The sequence below is a fragment of the Streptomyces sp. SM10 genome (assembly GCF_002910915.1).
In the GTDB taxonomy this organism is placed as follows: Bacteria; Actinomycetota; Actinomycetes; order Streptomycetales; family Streptomycetaceae; genus Streptomyces.
This window is the reverse complement of the sequence record NZ_NEUF01000173.1, coordinates 100,377-115,302: the sequence shown is the minus strand read 5'-3', so window position 1 is coordinate 115,302 and position 14,926 is coordinate 100,377. Positions and strand designations below refer to the sequence as shown.

Here is a 14,926-nt window from a genome sequence, read left to right as displayed (position 1 = left end):
CCGCAGGGGCGGCTCTCCGGACAACGGGAGGAGGCCGCCATGCGCAACGGCCCGGCGGTACGCCGCCGCAAACTCGGCGAGGAGCTGCGCAGCCTGCGCCACACCTCGGGACTCACGAGCCGGGACGCCGCCGGGATGCTGGGCTGGCACCAGTCGAAGGTGAGCCGGATCGAGACGGGGGCGAGCGGGGTGACGCCTCGTGACGTGACGCGGCTGCTGGACGCCTACGGCGTCGACGACCCGCAGTTGCGCTCCCTTCTCCAGGCACTCGCCGGTTCCGCCGGCGGCGGCGGAGCGGGATGGTGGCACGCCTATCGCGGGCTCATCCCGCCCCAGTACCGCGACTTCATCAGCCTGGAGTCCCAGGCCGACGCCGCCCGGACACTGGAGACGTCGGTGGTCCCGGGTCTGCTGCAGACCGCCGACTACGCGCGGGCGGTGACGAGGTCCTCGCTGGACGAGCTCCCGCCCGCACAGCTCGACTCGCTGGTGGAGGTCAGGCTCGCCCGGCAGAGCGTCCTCCAGGCACCCCGGCCGCTGCGGCTCAGTGTCGTGCTCGACGAGGCCGTGCTCCGACGTGAGGTAGGAGGCCCGCGGGTCATGGAGGAACAGCTGCGCCACCTGGCCCGCGCAGCTCGACTCCCCCACGTGACGCTCCAGTTACTGCCCTTCGAGGCCGGGAGCTACGTCGGGCTCACCGGACCTTTCGTAATCTTCTCCTTTCCGAGCAGTTCTGATCTGGATGTGGTCGTTCTTGACCACTTGACGAGTAGTCTCTATCTGGAGCGGAGAGAAGACCTTGAGGCATACAGCTCGGCCTTCCGCACGATGCAGGCTCACGCGCTGTCGCCGGAGCGCTCGCTGGACCTCATCGCCGCAACAGGACGCGGCGGTCAGACGGAACCTTCAGACTGCCCGAGGGGGGCACGATGTCCGACCGTTTCGCACAGCCCGCACCCAGGTGGCGGCGCAGCAGCCGCAGCACCGGTATGAACAACTGCGTGGAGACGGCACCTCTGGGTGACCACCGTCTCGCCGTACGGGACTCCAAGGACACGGACCTGCCGCCGCTGCGCTTCTCGGCGGCGGCATGGACGTGCTTCGTCGCGGGACTCCACGGCCCCCGGATCAGCTGACCGGGAGGGGCGCCGTCGCGACGAGCGTCCCCACGGCCGTCTCGATCTGTTCCCGCGTCAGGTCGGCCCGGGCGGTCAGCCTCAGCCGGGAGACCCCGTCCGGCACCGACGGCGGACGGAAGCACCCCACCGCGAGACCGGCCGCGCGGCAGTCCGCCGCCCACCGCACCGCCTCCTCTGCCGAGGGTGCTCGGACCGACACGACGGCGGCGTCGGGACGCACGGCGGTCAGACCGGCCGCGGTCAGCCGGTCGTGCAGTTCGACGGCGACCGCCCCGGCTCTGGCCGCGCGCTCCGGCTCGCGACGCAGCAGCCGCAGGGCGCCCAGGGCCCCTCCGGCGGCTGCCGGCGCGAGGCCGGTGTCGAAGATGAACGTACGGGCGGTGTTGACCAGGTGGCGGATGACCCGGGCGGATCCGAGCACCGCTCCGCCCTGGCTTCCGAGCGACTTGGAGAGGGTGAGCGTGGCGACGATCCCCTCCTCGCCCGCGAGCCCGGCGGCAGCGAGCGCGCCACGCCCGCCCTCGCCCAGGACACCCAGCCCGTGTGCGTCGTCCACGAGGAGGGCCGCGCCCTCTTCGCGGCAGGCCTGTGCCAGTCCCGGCAGCGGGGCGGCGTCGCCGTCCACCGAGAAGACGGAGTCGGTCACGGCCAGCGCCCGTCCGGCGTGCGCGTGGAGTGTCTTGCGCACGGCCGCGGGGTCCGCGTGCGGGACGACAGCGGTGGCCGCCCGGGAGAGCCGGCAGCCGTCGACGATCGAGGCGTGGTTCCCTGCGTCGGACACGATCAGTGAGCCGTGTCCGGTGAGCGCCGTGAGCGCGGCGAGATTGGCCGCGTACCCGGAGGAGAACACCAGGGCGGCCTCGAATCCGCAGAAGGCCGCGAGTTCGCCTTCGAGTTCGGCGTGCAGCGAGGTGGACCCGGTGACCAGCCGCGAGCCCGTGGCGCCCGCGCCCCAGGTCCGTACCGCATCGGCGGCAGCCGCCGTGACCTCGGGGTTCATGCTCAGCCCGAGGTAGTCGTTGCTCGCGAGGTCCAGCAGTTCCGTCTCGGCGGGCCGGGGGCGCAGTGTCCGGACGAGTCCGGCGTCGGCACGGCGCCGGGCCTCGTCGTCGATCCAGTCGAACGGGGCGTAGGACATGGGCGGGTCCCTTTTTGTAGGCAGCTCACAGACCCTAACCGGGTGCGCAACAGGCCAGGGTGTGGCAATACACACAGCATCGACCGGCTGTACTGTCCGGTTCCTCCTTGGCCGATGGTGGTGCCGTACGTCAGGATCAAGGCCATGGACCTGCTGAACACGCTGGTGGACAAGGGGCTGCGGCGCGAACTGCCGACCCGTGACGAAGCGCTCGCCGTGCTGGCGACCTCCGACGACGAACTGCTCGACGTGGTGGCTGCGGCTGGAAAGGTGCGCCGTCAGTGGTTCGGGCGGCGCGTCAAGCTCAACTACCTGGTGAACCTGAAGTCCGGGCTCTGCCCCGAGGACTGCTCGTACTGCTCGCAGCGGCTCGGCTCCAAGGCCGAGATCCTCAAGTACACCTGGCTGAAACCGGACGAGGCGAAGAAGGCAGCCGCCGCGGGGGTGGCGGGCGGCGCGAAGCGGGTGTGCCTGGTGGCCAGCGGCCGCGGACCGACCGACCGGGACGTCGACCGGGTGTCGCAGACGATCGAGGCGATCAAGGAACAGCACGAGGGCGTCGAGGTGTGCGCCTGCCTCGGCCTCCTGTCGGAGGGCCAGGCCGACCGGCTGAGGTCCGCGGGCGCCGACGCGTACAACCACAACCTCAACACCTCGGAGGGGACGTACGGGGACATCACGACCACCCATACCTACGCCGACCGGGTGGACACCGTCCAGCAGGCGCAGGCCGCAGGGCTCTCGGCCTGCTCCGGTCTGATCGCGGGCATGGGCGAGACCGACGCCGACCTGGTGGACGTCGTCTTCTCGCTGCGCGAGCTGGACCCCGACTCGGTGCCGGTGAACTTCCTGATCCCGATGGAAGGCACCCCGTTGGCGAAGGACTGGCACCTCACACCGCAGCGTTGCCTGCGCATCCTGGCGATGGTCAGGTTCGTGTGCCCGGACGTCGAGGTACGCCTCGCGGGCGGCCGCGAGGTCCATCTGCGCTCGATGCAGCCGCTCGCCCTGAACCTGGTCAACTCCATCTTCCTCGGTGACTACCTGACCAGCGAGGGCCAGTCCGGGCAGACCGACCTCGACATGATCACGGACGCCGGATTCGAGGTGGAGGGAGCGGCCACGACGACGCTCCCCGATCACCGTGCGCCTGCGGCCGGGGGCTGTGGCTCGCACGAGGGCGGCTGCGCTCCGTGCGGCGACGGCGCCGAGGCACCCGCTCCGGACCTGTCCGAGGTGTCGGCGGCGCGTACGGATCTGGTGGCGGTCCGCCGTCGCGGTGCCGGAACGGATCTCGCGCCCAATGCCTGATCCGCTCCGCCCCGCAGAACTCCGTGCCCTGGACCGGGCCCACGTCTGGCACCCGTACGGCCCGATGCCCGGCCGGCAGGAGCCGCTGGTCGTGGAGTCCGCGTCCGGGGTGCGCCTCCGGCTCGCCGAACCCGCCCATGGGCAGAGCGAGTTGGTGGACGGCATGTCGTCCTGGTGGTCGGCGGTCCACGGCTACAACCATCCGGTCCTCAACGAGGCCGCACGCGGCCAGCTGGACCGGATGAGCCATGTGATGTTCGGCGGGCTCACGCACGAGCCCGCCGTCCGGCTGGCGACCCGGCTGGTGGAGATCACCCCGGAGCCGCTGCGCCACGTCTTCCTCGCCGATTCGGGGTCGGTCTCCGTCGAGGTCGCGGTGAAGATGTGCCTCCAGTACTGGCGCTCGGCGGGGCGGCCGGCCAAGCACCGGCTGCTGACCTGGCGCGGCGGATACCACGGGGACACCTGGCAGCCGATGTCGGTGTGCGACCCGGAGGGCGGGATGCACGAGCTGTGGTCGGGGTCTCTCCCACGGCAGATCTTCGCGGACGCCCCTCCGGACGGATTCGACGCCGAGCCGGACGAGGCGTATGCGCAGCACCTGCGCGAGCTGGTGGCCACCCACGCCGACGAGCTGGCAGCGGTGATCGTGGAACCCGTGGTGCAGGGTGCGGGCGGCATGCGCTTCCACTCCCCCGCGTACCTGCGGGTGCTCCGCGAGGCGTGCGACGCGAACGACGTGCTCCTGGTGTTCGACGAGATCGCGACGGGGTTCGGCAGGACCGGGCAACTGTTCGCGGCCGGGCACGCCGGGGTGTCACCGGACGTCATGTGTGTCGGCAAGGCGCTGACCGGCGGCTACCTGACACTGGCGGCGACCCTGTGCACCTCACGGATGGCGGAGGGCATTTCGAGCGGCGACGTGCCCGTGCTGGCGCACGGGCCGACGTTCATGGGCAATCCGCTCGCCTCGGCGGTGGCCTGTGCGTCCGTGGACCTGCTGCTCGGCCAGGACTGGGAGCTCGAGGTGAAGCGGATCGGTACGGGGCTGCGCGCGGGGCTGGCCGAGGCGGCCGGCCTGCCGGGCGTCCGCGACGTCCGGGTACTGGGCGCGATCGGGGTCGTACAGCTCGATCACGAGGTGGACATGGCGACCGCGACGCGGGCCGCGGTCCGCGAGGGCGTGTGGCTGCGTCCGTTCCGCGATCTCGTGTACACGATGCCGCCCTACGTGACCGGTGACGACGATGTGGCACGCATCTGCCGGGCCGTGTGCGCGGTGGCGAGGGAGGGCTGAGATGACGATCCTGGTGGTGACCGGTACGGGAACCGAGATCGGCAAGACGATCGTGACCGCCGCGGTGGCCGCCGCTCTCCGCGACCGCCGTGTCGCGGTCCTCAAGCCGGCCCAGACGGGCCTCGCCCCGGGTGAACCCGGGGACGCGGCCGAGGTGGCCCGGCTGGCAGGCGGTCACGTGACGACGGTGGAACTGGCCCGCTTCCCCGAGCCGTTGGCGCCCGCGACGGCGGCCCGCCGTGCCGGCCTCACGCCCGTACGCCCGCACGAGATCGCCGAGGCCGCTCAGAAGCTGGCGACGGAGCACGACCTCGTCCTGGTCGAGGGCGCGGGCGGGCTGCTGGTGCGCTACGACGACGAGGGGGCGACGCTCGCGGACGCCGCCCGTCTGATGGCTGCTCCCGTGCTGGTGGTCGCACCCGCAGGTCTGGGAACCCTCAACGCCACGGCCCTGACCACAGAGGCGTTGCGGAGACGAGGGCTCACCTGTCCCGGGGTGGTGGTCGGAAGCATGCCCGCCGAGCCGGATCTCGCCTCACGGTGCAACATCGAGGACCTCCCCGTCGCGGCGGGCGTCCCACTGCTCGGCGCGGTGCCGGCCGGAGCAGGGGCCTGGCCCCCGGCCGACTTCCGCGCGGGAGCGGCCAGTTGGCTGGCTCCGGAGCTCGGCGGGAATCGTCCCGCCGGATGAGCGGCTGAGCGGCTCCCGACGGGGGAGAATCGAAGGAGAGCCGTATCCACGTGCCCTCCGAGGAGGCCCGATCATGCGACGGCGCAGCACACCTGTCCCCCGTGACGCGGTGCACCATCCGCTCTTCGCCCGCTTCTACGCCCGTATGAGCGTGACAGCCGACCTCAAGGGGGGCGTGGCGGCGCACCGCGAGGAGCTCCTCGCCGGTCTCTCGGGACGTGTCATCGAGGTCGGCGCCGGTAACGGTCTCAATTTCGCGCACTATCCGGGTGCCGTGTCCGAAGTGGTGGCGATCGAGCCCGAGCGCAGCCTGCGGCAGCTTGCGGCCGGCGCCGCCCTGCGTGCGGAGGTTCCGGTCGATGTCGCGTGCCCGGGACCGCCGAGGCGCTGCCCGTCAAGAGCGAGGCGTTCGACGCGGCGGTGGCCTCGCTGGTCCTGTGCACCGTGCGGGACCTGCCCCGGGCACTGGCGGAGATCAAGCGGGTACTGAGGCCTGGCGGCGAGCTGCGCTTCTTCGAGCACACCCTGGCCCCCGGCGGGGCTCTGGCGTCGGCGCAGCGCGCGGTGGACCGCACCTTCTGGCCGAGGCTCTTCGGAGGCTGTCACACGGCGCGGGACACGGTCGCGGCGATCGAGGCGGCCGGCTTCGAGTTGGGCGTCTGCCGCAGATTCCGCATACCGGACAGGGGTGTGCGGCTCCCGAGCTCCCCCTGCGTCATCGGCGTGGCCCGCCGGTCCGTCGTGCTGGACGGTCCCGCGGAGGGAAGCTGAGGAGCACCGGTCAGATGCTCCAGCGGCGCAGCTCATCGGCGATGGAGCGGACGTCTGCCTTGCCCTCCTTCACCAGCCGGGCCAGGTCCCTCACCTGCTCCGGAGAGGTGATGACCTTCAGCCCCGAGGCGACGAGATAGCCGTAGGCGACGGCGGAGGCGAACATCGCGTTGGAGTGCTCGAGTGCGGGCACGTGGAGGAGGAGCTGGAGCATGGCGGCCGCGCGGGAGTGCGGGTCGCTGTAGACAGGGCTGCCGAAGATCTCCGCCTCGTGCCGGCTCACGGCGGCGACGAGCGCGCCCCAGTCGACGACCTGTGGATCACCGGGCGTCTTGTGCTCGGCGACCATGAGCAGCCAGGAAAGGTCGATCTGCAGGTTCAACGGGTGCCTTTGCGCTCCGTGCCGAACTCCTCGGCGAACACCGACTCGTACTGCTTCATGAAGTCGGCCGCGGCCTCGACGAAGGTGTGTCCCACCTCACCGGCATCCTGTTTGACGAGTTCCTCTATGTAGCGGTTCACGCTCATCCCCCGCTGCAGGGCGCGCTGTCGCGCCGCCTCGGCGGTGGCCTCGTCCACTCGAACGTTCAGCTGAGTCTTGGGCACGCCCTCACGCTAGCGCGCGTGCGCTAGCACCCGCAAGGGGAGCGGGGACGGCGCGCGGGCAGCGGCGGGGCGACGGAGACGGCAGAGGAGGCGTGACGGCGGCAGGGGCGGGGGCGACGGGCGACGGGCGACGGGCGACGGAAATCATCTCCCTTTCCCGGCGGCTCCCTGGTTGGCTCGCACCATGACTGATCTTGATATCCGCTGCGCAGCCCTCCCCGACATCGACGCCGTGCTCGGGTTCTGGCGCGAGGCCGCGGAAGGCACCAGCATCACCGACGACCACGACGGGGTCGCCCGGCTGATCGCGCGCGACCCGGAGGCCCTGCTGCTCGCGGAACGCGACGGCCGGATCGCCGGGACCGTCATAGCCGGCTTCGACGGGTGGCGGTGCTCCGCGTACCGGCTCGCCGTGCACCCCGACCAGCGCCGGCAGGGCGTAGCCACCGCACTGATGGAGGCCGCGGAGCGACGGTTCAAGGCCCTCGGAGGGCGACGGATCGACGCGATGGTCCTGGAGGACAACACTCAGGCTCACCCCACATGGACCGCGGCTGGCTACCATCGCGAGGACCCCTGGCGGCGCTGGGTCAAGTCCCTCTGAGCACCTGAGGCACCGGCCGGCCAGAGGCACGGGCCCACCGCACACGATCCACCGGCCACGACATTTTGCCGGTCCTTTACCATGAACCTCAACCATCCGAACCTTTCGAAAGGTGTGAGCGTCCGCCCATGGGCGAGCCCCCCAGTAGTCGATACCGCCGACATCGCGCGGTCCTCCCGCCCCTGCACGATCATGGGACGGAGGTGAACCGATGACCGAAGTACTCCTGCTCCTCGTTGCGGTGCTGCTCTCGCTCGCCTGCGGCGCATTCGTGGCGGCCGAGTTCTCTCTGACCACGGTGGAGCGCGGCGAGCTCGAACGCTCCGTCGAGCGAGGGGACCGCGGTGCCGCCGGCGCGCTCAAAGCCGTACGGAGCCTCACCTACCAGCTCTCCGGCGCGCAGCTCGGCATCACCGTCACCAACCTCGTCGTCGGCATGCTCTCCGAGCCGTCCATCGCCAAGCTGATCCAGGGACCGGTGGAGGCCACCGGGCTGTCGCCCGGCGTGTCCTCCTCGCTGGCTCTCGTCATCGGCACCGCGCTCTCCACCGTCGTCCTGATGGTGGTCGGCGAGCTCGTCCCGAAGAACTGGGCGATCTCCTCCCCCCTGGCCGTCGCCAGGGCGGTCGCCACGCCCCAGCGCGCCTTCACCGCGGTCTTCCGGCCATTCATCAGCCACCTCAACAACACCGCCAACCGGATCTTGCGGCGCTTCGGCCTCGAGCCGGCCGAGGAGCTGGCCTCGGCACGCAGCCCGCAGGAACTGGTGGCCCTGGCGCGCCATTCCGCCAAGGAGGGCGCCTTGGAGGCGGACACCGCCGAACTCTTCGTCCGCACCCTCAACCTGTCCGAACTGACCGCGGAGAACGTGATGACACCCCGCGTCCAGGTCACCGCCCTGGAGGTCCAGGCGACCGCCGAGGACGTCGCGAACGCCACGCGGGCCACCGGCCTCTCCCGGTTCCCCGTCTACCGGGGCAGCCTGGACACCGTCGTCGGCGTCGCACACATCAAGGACGTACTGGCGATTCCGGTGGAGCAGAGACCCCGTAAGCGGGTGTCGGACATGCTGCGCGAACCCCTTCTCGTGCCGGAGACGCTCACCGTGGACCGCCTCCTGGACCGGCTCTCCGGAAAGCTGGCCATGGCCGTCGTCATCGACGAGTACGGCGGCACGGCAGGAGTCGTGACGCTGGAGGACATCGTGGAGGAAGTCGTCGGCGAGGTGCGGGACGAACACGACCCGCACGAGACGCCCGACCTGGCAGCCGCCGGTGAGGACGCGGACGGGCGCACCCTGTGGTCCGCCGACGGAGCGGCCCGCACGGACCAGCTCCGTACCATCGGACTGCGGGTGCCGGACGGGCCGTACGAGACGCTGGCCGGGCTGATCGCCACGGAGGTCGGCCGCATTCCGGTCGTCGGTGACACCGTCGAGCTCGCCGGCTGGCGGATCGACGTGGTGGACGCCTCGGGCCATCGTGCCGCGCGGGCGCTGCTGCACGCGCCGCTTCCCGGCAGCGACGAGTCGGCGGAGGACGAACGATGATCGCCGTCCAGCTCTTCATCGGCCTGCTGACCCTGGTCGTCAACGCTTTCTTCGTCGGTGCGGAGTTCGCCCTGATCTCCGTACGCCGCAGCCAGATCGAGCCCGAGGCGGAGGCCGGCAACCGGCGCGCGCGCAGTGTCATCTGGGGGCTCGAGCACGTGTCGGCGCTCCTCGCGGCGGCGCAGTTGGGCATCACGCTCTGCACGCTGGTGCTCGGCATCGTCGCCGAGCCCGCCATCGCCCACCTGCTGGAGCCCGTCTTCGACGCGGTGGGGGTGCCTCACGGACTGGTGCACCCGATCTCCTTCGTCATCGCCCTGACCGTGGCGACGTATCTGCACATGCTGCTCGGCGAGATGGTGCCGAAGAACATCGCGCTGGCCGAGCCCGCCCGCACCGCGCTCCTGCTCGGACCGCCCCTGGTGACCCTCGCCAGGGCGCTGAAGCCGGTGATCTTCGCGATCAACGCCTTCGCCAACACGCTGCTCAGACTGCTCCGGGTGGAGACGAAGGACGAGGTCTCGGCGACCTTCTCCGACGACGAACTCGCACGCCTCGTCAAGGACGCCGAGGACTCCGGGCTCGTCGACGACCGTTCGGCGGAACGTCTGCGGCACGCGCTGGAACTGGGCCGCCGCCCGGTCCAGGACGTGCTCCTGCCGGTCGACCGGGTGCTGTACACCAGGGTCGGCACCACCCCGGAGGAACTGGAGCGGCTCTCGCACGAGTCCGGCTTCTCGCGCTTCCCGGTGATGGACAGCGAGCAGCGGATCATCGGGTACCTCCACGTGAAGGACGCCCTGGACGCCGCGCCGCGCGACGTTCCCTTCCCGGTCACGGCGCTGAGGCCGATCGCCCGCGTGCGGGCGGCGACCCCGCTGGACGACGTGCTCACCGCGCTGAGGCGCAGCCGCACGCATCTCGCAGCCGTGCTCGACGGGGACGGCCGGCTGGCCGGCATGATCACGATGGAGGACGTCCTGCGCGAGCTGGTGGGCAGGCCCCAGGCCCGCTGACATCGGCCCGGCCTCGGGTGCCGGTGTGTGGAGGGGGGCGGCTGCGGCCGCACCCCTCCTTCCGTCCTCCGGGCGGTCACCGCTCCCGGTCGCCGCCGCTCGGGCGACACCGGCCGCCCGGCCCCGTCGCGGTACCATCGGCAGCGCCATGGAATTGAATGCTCCCTACACCAGCTTTGTCGCGGTCGGCGACTCGTTCACCGAGGGCATGTCGGATCTTCTGCCCGACGGCACCTACCGCGGCTGGGCCGACGTCCTCGCCGGCCGCCTCGCGGCCCGGACGCCCGACTTCCGGTACGCCAATCTCGCCGTACGGGGAAAACTCATCGGGCAGATCGTGGACGAGCAGGTCGCGGTCGCCGCGGCGCTGCAGCCGGATGTGATCACCCTCGTCGGCGGGCTCAATGACACCCTGCGGCCGAAGTGCGACATGGGCATGGTGCGGGGCCGGCTCGAGGAGGCGGTGGAGCGTCTCGCACCGTCCTGCAAGACCTTGGTGCTGATGCGCAGCCCCGGCCGGAACGGTCCGGTGATGGAGCGCTTCCGGCCTCGCATGGAGGAGCTGTTCGCGCTGGTCGGCGACCTGGCCGACCGCCATGGCGCCTTGGTGGCCGACCTGTACGGCGCGCCGTCGCTGGGTGATCCGCGGATGTGGGACGTCGACCGGCTGCATCTGACGGCCGAAGGGCATCGGAGGGTCGCGGAGGCGGTCTGGCAGACGCTGGGACTGCCCGCCGAGAGCGACTGGCAGGCCCCCATGGCCGCGTCCGCGCCCGCGCGGTGGGCGCAGCGGCGGATCGACGACGTCCGGTTCGCACGTCAGCATCTGTTCCCCTGGATCGGGCGGCGTCTGACCGGACGCTCGTCCGGCGACGGCAGGGCCGGCGCACAGTTCGACGCGGCGCTGGGAAAGGCGTTCTGGATCTCCCCGGAGGACGTGACGACCCCCGGACCGGTGGCAGGCTGGCGCCGGCTGGACGGCTGACCGCACCGCCGGGCTACGAAGACTTTCGGCCGGATTGGCTTGGTTCCCGCTGTTCCGCGTGTAGCTGGTCGGCCAGCATGGGTCCTCACCGCGCAGGGGTGTCCTGGGCACCGGAGGGGAGGGTCCACGAGCGACGAACAGGAGACACGGACTGACCTGATCGACACGGCCACGCCCCACTCCGCACGTGTCTGGAACTACTGGCTGGGCGGCGAGGACAACTACGAGGCGGACCGCCGCCTGGGCTCGACGATGGCGGAGCTCTACCCGCAGGTCATCGACATCGCCCGCGCCTCCCGCCGGTTCCAGGCCAGGGCGGTGCGCCACCTGGCCGGAGAGGCGGGGATACGGCAGTTCCTGGATCTCGGGGCCGGACTGCCCACCGCCGACTCGACCCACGAGATCGCGCAGGAGGTCACCCCCGCTGCCCGCGTCGCGTACGTGGACCATGACCCGATCGTGCTGGCCCACGCCCGGGCTCTGCTCACCAGCTCCCCCGAGGGGGCCACGGACCATGTGCACGCGGACCTTCGGGACGCCGGGACGGTACTTCGCGAAGCCGCCAGGACCCTGGACCTGCAACAGCCGGTGGCACTGATGCTGCTCTCCACCCTCGGACACGTCGCGGACTCGGGTGAGGCGGCCGCCCTCCTGCGCTCCTATCTCGACACGGTCCCCGCCGGAAGCTTCCTGATGCTGTGCGACACCATCGAGACCGACGAGACACGGGCGGCATCCGACGAGTACGCGGACGGCGGTGCCATGCCCTACGTATCGCGGTCCCTGGAGGTCGTGCGCTCTTTCGCGGACGGGCTCGACCTCGTCGAGCCCGGGTTCGGGTCGATCAGCCTGTGGCGCCCCGAGGAGCCGGTGTCCGGTGAGCCGGTCGACCAGTGGGGCTTCGTGGGCGCGAAACGGTAGCTTCCACGGGAAGTGGCCGGCGAGGACGGCGTCCGCCGGCTTCGTAGGAATCCACATACCAGCCCGCGGCGCGGACCTGCAGAAACCGCCAGTAGAATCAGGACACGTGACTGCTGTGTCTGCGAAGCCTCGCATCCCCAATGTCCTGGCCGGCCGCTATGCCTCTACGGAGTTGGCCGTCCTCTGGTCCCCCGAGCAGAAGGTGAAGCTGGAACGTCAGCTCTGGCTGGCGGTGCTGCGCGCTCAGAAGGACCTCGGGATCGAGGTACCGGACGCGGCGCTGGAGGACTACCAGCGCGTGATCGACCAGGTCGACCTCGCCTCGATCGCCGAGCGCGAGAAGGTCACCCGGCACGACGTGAAGGCCCGGATCGAGGAGTTCAACGCTCTCGCCGGCCACGAGCAGGTCCACAAGGGCATGACGTCCCGGGACCTCACGGAGAACGTCGAGCAGCTGCAGATCCGGCTCTCGCTGGAGCTGATGCGGGACCGCACGGTGGCCGTGCTGGCGCGGCTGGGCAAGCTCTCGGCGGAGTACGCCGAACTGGTCATCGCGGGCCGTTCCCACAACGTCGCCGCGCAGGCGACGACGCTGGGCAAGCGCTTCGCCACCGCCGCCGACGAGCTGTTGGTGGCCTACGGCCGGCTGGAGGACCTGCTGGGCCGTTACCCGCTGCGCGGCATCAAGGGACCTGTCGGCACGGCGCAGGACATGCTGGACCTGCTCGGCGGCGACGCGGGCAAGCTCGCCGACCTGGAGCAGCGCATCGCCGGGCACCTCGGCTTCGCACACGCATTCACCTCTGTCGGCCAGGTCTACCCCCGCTCCCTCGACTATGACGTGGTGACCGCGCTGGTGCAGCTGGCGGCCTCCCCTTCGTCGGTCGCCAAGACCGTCCGGCTGATGGCGGGCCACGAGTTGGTGACGGAGGGGTTCAAGCCGGGCCAGGTCGGCTCGTCGGCGATGCCGCACAAGATGAACACCCGCTCGTGCGAGCGGGTCAACGGCCTCATGGTGGTCCTGCGCGGCTACGCGTCGATGACGGGTGAGCTGTCGGGTGACCAGTGGAACGAGGGCGACGTGTCCTGCTCCGTGGTCCGCCGGGTCGCGCTGCCGGACGCCTTCTTCGCGTTCGACGGGCTGCTGGAGACGTTCCTCACCGTGCTCGACGAGTTCGGGGCGTTCCCTGCAGTCGTGGCGCGCGAGCTGGACCGCTACTTGCCCTTCCTCGCCACGACCAAGGTGCTGATGGGCGCTGTGCGTGCCGGGGTCGGCCGCGAGGTCGCCCACGAGGCCATCAAGGAGAACGCGGTCGCCTCGGCTCTCGCCATGCGGGAGCAGGGCGCCGAACGCAACGAGCTGCTGGACAAGCTGGCCGCCGACGAGCGGATCCCGCTGGACCGCGGACAGCTCGATGCCCTGATGGCGGACAAGCTCTCGTTCACCGGCGCGGCCGGCGACCAGGTCGCCGCTCTGGTGTCCCGGATCGAGGAGATCACCAAGCAGCACCCGGAGGCCGCCGCATACGCACCCGGCTCGATCCTCTGACATCCGGATCCGCACACGGATGACTCCCGAAGAAGTCCGGGCCGCCCGCGACCGCCTCGTCCCCGACGTGGTCGCGGGCGGTCTGCGTGTCCTGTTCTGCGGCATCAACCCGAGCCTCATGTCGGCCGCCACCGGGCATCACTTCGCCCATCCCGGCAACCGGTTCTGGCCGGTTCTGCACCTGTCGGGCTTCACGCCACGACAGCTGAAGCCGTCGGAGCAGGGCCTTCTTCCCCGATACGGTCTCGGCATCACCAATGTGGTCGCCAGGGCCACGGCACGGGCCGACGAGCTCAGCGCGGAGGAATTCCGTGAGGGCGGACGATTGCTGTCGGCCAAGGTGGAGGGGCTGGGCCCACAGTGGCTGGCGGTCGTCGGTGTCACCGCGTACCGCACGGCCTTCGGGGAACGTGGCGCCCGGATCGGCCCCCAGGAGCGGACGATCGGCGGCGCCCGAGTCTGGGCACTGCCCAACCCGAGCGGTCTGAACGCCCATTGGACCGTGACCGCCATGGCGGAGGAGTACGCCCGTCTGTTGACAGCGGTCCGTCGGGGCACCCGCGCTTAGCCCGTGGGGTCGGCTCACCCGGTGGTGCGTACGGTCGGCCCACCCGGCAGGTGCATGGAGTCGGCCCACTCGGCCGGTACGAGCCGAAGGTGCGGCGGTAGGTCGGCATCGAACTGCGGGTGTCCTGTCGTCCCGAGGCCATACCCAACGTGCTGCGGGCCGGTTGCGCGGGGCGGGCCGGTTCCGCAGGGCGGCGGTGGCGGACCGGCGGGGTGGACCGTTTACGCGGGCAGGTGGGGCGGGCCGGTTGCGCGGCCAGGTGGGGCGGCGCGCGGCCGCCTGCCTCGGCTCGGCTCGGCTCGGCTCGGCTCGGCTCGGCTCGGCTCAGGGAGGATCGATCACCGTGACCAGGACGCCCAACTCGCAGCCCGGTCCGTCGTCCTCCAGGTAGAGCACGACAGCGATCCACAGGCTGTCCGCCCTCCACAGCAGAAGATGCTCACAGCTCGCGGCGGGCTCGGCCCAGGGCTCGGCTATCACCTCCCCCGCCATCATCCGCTCCTGCGCGCTCCACAGGCTGACCATCTGTGGCTCGCCCCAGCGCAGAGTGAGGAGCGCGAGCAGTGCATCGTGTTCCGCGAGGCACTGTGCCCGGAGCTCGAGAAGGTCTGCCCGGTCGCCGTCACCGTGGTCGTACTCCCCGCGAAGGAACGTCGTGTGGTAGCCAGGTCCGCTGATTCCCGAGCCCGACGGCACGCGCTCCGAGGGGAATTCGCTGGCACGCATCCCGTCGATGAGCCGGAGGTGATGTGCGGTGGTCATACCGTCAGTAAACCGCCCC

16 protein-coding genes and 1 pseudogene are annotated in these 14,926 nt (G+C 71.0%); 13 read left to right on the top strand and 4 right to left on the bottom strand.

The features are described from left to right. The first annotated feature begins 39 nt into the window (after nt 1-39). Together B9S57_RS28195 and B9S57_RS28190 are read left to right on the top strand one after the other, a co-directional pair. Complete coding sequence (locus B9S57_RS28195; protein WP_103760000.1) at nt 40-993, top strand: helix-turn-helix transcriptional regulator; 954 nt, start codon at nt 40-42, stop codon at nt 991-993. Next, a complete protein-coding gene (locus B9S57_RS28190) occupies nt 930-1,136 on the top strand; it encodes a DUF397 domain-containing protein (RefSeq protein ID WP_103759999.1) in 207 nt (68 codons plus the stop codon). The genes B9S57_RS28195 and B9S57_RS28190 overlap by 64 nt, the downstream gene beginning before the upstream one ends. Here the strand turns inward: B9S57_RS28190 and B9S57_RS28185 are convergent. After that, on the bottom strand, nt 1,129-2,277 hold the full coding sequence (locus tag B9S57_RS28185; RefSeq protein ID WP_103759998.1) for an 8-amino-7-oxononanoate synthase: 1,149 nt from the start codon (nt 2,275-2,277) through the stop codon (nt 1,129-1,131). The genes B9S57_RS28190 and B9S57_RS28185 overlap by 8 nt on opposite strands. 144 nt (nt 2,278-2,421) lie before the next feature. Here B9S57_RS28185 and bioB point away from each other — a divergent pair, with 144 nt between their 5' ends. From bioB to B9S57_RS28165, 4 genes and pseudogenes are all read left to right on the top strand, one after another. Next, entirely contained in the window at nt 2,422-3,588 is a 1,167-nt protein-coding gene (gene bioB, locus B9S57_RS28180) for a biotin synthase BioB (RefSeq protein ID WP_103760084.1), read from the top strand. Beyond that, nucleotides 3,581-4,885 (top strand): adenosylmethionine--8-amino-7-oxononanoate transaminase, encoded by a 1,305-nt coding sequence (locus B9S57_RS28175; protein WP_103759997.1) that lies wholly within the window; start codon nt 3,581-3,583, stop codon nt 4,883-4,885. Before bioB ends, B9S57_RS28175 begins: the two co-directional genes overlap by 8 nt. 1 nt (nt 4,886) lies before the next feature. Beyond that, on the top strand, nt 4,887-5,576 hold the full coding sequence (gene bioD / locus B9S57_RS28170) for a dethiobiotin synthase (RefSeq protein WP_103759996.1): 690 nt from the start codon (nt 4,887-4,889) through the stop codon (nt 5,574-5,576). A 73-nt stretch (nt 5,577-5,649) separates the two neighbouring features. Further along, nucleotides 5,650-6,347 (top strand): annotated as a pseudogene (locus tag B9S57_RS28165) (class I SAM-dependent methyltransferase). A gap of 10 nt (nt 6,348-6,357) precedes the next feature. On the opposite strand, the gene B9S57_RS28160 reads toward B9S57_RS28165, so the two are convergent. Together B9S57_RS28160 and B9S57_RS28155 are read right to left on the bottom strand one after the other, a co-directional pair. Beyond that, nucleotides 6,358-6,729, bottom strand: a complete 372-nt coding sequence (locus tag B9S57_RS28160) for a fic family toxin-antitoxin system, toxin component (protein WP_103759995.1) — start codon at nt 6,727-6,729, stop codon at nt 6,358-6,360. Next, nucleotides 6,726-6,953, bottom strand: coding sequence for an antitoxin (locus tag B9S57_RS28155; protein ID WP_073750044.1), 228 nt, complete (start codon nt 6,951-6,953; stop codon nt 6,726-6,728). Before B9S57_RS28155 ends, B9S57_RS28160 begins: the two co-directional genes overlap by 4 nt. A 184-nt stretch (nt 6,954-7,137) precedes the next feature. Here B9S57_RS28155 and B9S57_RS28150 point away from each other — a divergent pair, with 184 nt between their 5' ends. The 7 genes from B9S57_RS28150 (at nt 7,138) to mug (ending at nt 14,145) form a co-directional block, all read left to right on the top strand. Next, nucleotides 7,138-7,557: a GNAT family N-acetyltransferase gene (locus B9S57_RS28150; RefSeq protein WP_103759994.1), complete on the top strand. Its 420-nt coding sequence runs from the start codon at nt 7,138-7,140 to the stop codon at nt 7,555-7,557. Between the two features lie 211 nt (nt 7,558-7,768). Next, on the top strand, nt 7,769-9,106 hold the full coding sequence (locus B9S57_RS28145) for a hemolysin family protein (protein WP_103759993.1): 1,338 nt from the start codon (nt 7,769-7,771) through the stop codon (nt 9,104-9,106). After that, a complete protein-coding gene (locus B9S57_RS28140; protein ID WP_103759992.1) occupies nt 9,103-10,122 on the top strand; it encodes a hemolysin family protein in 1,020 nt (339 codons plus the stop codon). The genes B9S57_RS28145 and B9S57_RS28140 overlap by 4 nt, the downstream gene beginning before the upstream one ends. A gap of 148 nt (nt 10,123-10,270) precedes the next feature. Continuing rightward, the gene (locus tag B9S57_RS28135; RefSeq protein WP_103759991.1) at nt 10,271-11,107 is read left to right on the top strand and encodes an SGNH/GDSL hydrolase family protein; all 837 of its coding nucleotides are present in this window, start codon (nt 10,271-10,273) and stop codon (nt 11,105-11,107) included. Nucleotides 11,108-11,263: 156 nt separating this feature from the next. Continuing rightward, entirely contained in the window at nt 11,264-12,028 is a 765-nt protein-coding gene (locus B9S57_RS28130) for an SAM-dependent methyltransferase (protein ID WP_103760083.1), read from the top strand. A 106-nt stretch (nt 12,029-12,134) separates the two neighbouring features. Beyond that, on the top strand, nt 12,135-13,577 hold the full coding sequence (gene purB / locus B9S57_RS28125; protein WP_181011506.1) for an adenylosuccinate lyase: 1,443 nt from the start codon (nt 12,135-12,137) through the stop codon (nt 13,575-13,577). 19 nt (nt 13,578-13,596) lie between these two features. Beyond that, a complete protein-coding gene (mug, locus tag B9S57_RS28120; protein ID WP_103759989.1) occupies nt 13,597-14,145 on the top strand; it encodes a G/U mismatch-specific DNA glycosylase in 549 nt (182 codons plus the stop codon). 324 nt (nt 14,146-14,469) lie between these two features. Here mug and B9S57_RS28115 read toward each other — a convergent pair whose 3' ends face one another. Beyond that, entirely contained in the window at nt 14,470-14,907 is a 438-nt protein-coding gene (locus B9S57_RS28115) for a hypothetical protein (RefSeq protein ID WP_103759988.1), read from the bottom strand. Between the last annotated feature and the right edge of the window lie 19 nt (nt 14,908-14,926).

Excerpts from the sequence above, each read along its gene's own strand:
- B9S57_RS28195 (WP_103760000.1), top strand. The coding sequence starts at position 40 with ATGCGCAACGGCCCGGCGGTACGCCGCCGCAAACTCGGCGAGGAGCTG.
- B9S57_RS28190 (WP_103759999.1), top strand. The coding sequence starts at position 930 with ATGTCCGACCGTTTCGCACAGCCCGCACCCAGGTGGCGGCGCAGCAGC.
- B9S57_RS28185 (WP_103759998.1), bottom strand. The coding sequence starts at position 2,277 with ATGTCCTACGCCCCGTTCGACTGGATCGACGACGAGGCCCGGCGCCGT.
- bioB (WP_103760084.1), top strand. The coding sequence starts at position 2,422 with ATGGACCTGCTGAACACGCTGGTGGACAAGGGGCTGCGGCGCGAACTG.
- B9S57_RS28175 (WP_103759997.1), top strand. The coding sequence starts at position 3,581 with ATGCCTGATCCGCTCCGCCCCGCAGAACTCCGTGCCCTGGACCGGGCC.
- bioD (WP_103759996.1), top strand. The coding sequence starts at position 4,887 with ATGACGATCCTGGTGGTGACCGGTACGGGAACCGAGATCGGCAAGACG.
- B9S57_RS28150 (WP_103759994.1), top strand. The coding sequence starts at position 7,138 with ATGACTGATCTTGATATCCGCTGCGCAGCCCTCCCCGACATCGACGCC.
- B9S57_RS28145 (WP_103759993.1), top strand. The coding sequence starts at position 7,769 with ATGACCGAAGTACTCCTGCTCCTCGTTGCGGTGCTGCTCTCGCTCGCC.
- B9S57_RS28140 (WP_103759992.1), top strand. The coding sequence starts at position 9,103 with ATGATCGCCGTCCAGCTCTTCATCGGCCTGCTGACCCTGGTCGTCAAC.
- B9S57_RS28135 (WP_103759991.1), top strand. The coding sequence starts at position 10,271 with ATGGAATTGAATGCTCCCTACACCAGCTTTGTCGCGGTCGGCGACTCG.
- mug (WP_103759989.1), top strand. The coding sequence starts at position 13,597 with ATGACTCCCGAAGAAGTCCGGGCCGCCCGCGACCGCCTCGTCCCCGAC.
- B9S57_RS28115 (WP_103759988.1), bottom strand. The coding sequence starts at position 14,907 with ATGACCACCGCACATCACCTCCGGCTCATCGACGGGATGCGTGCCAGC.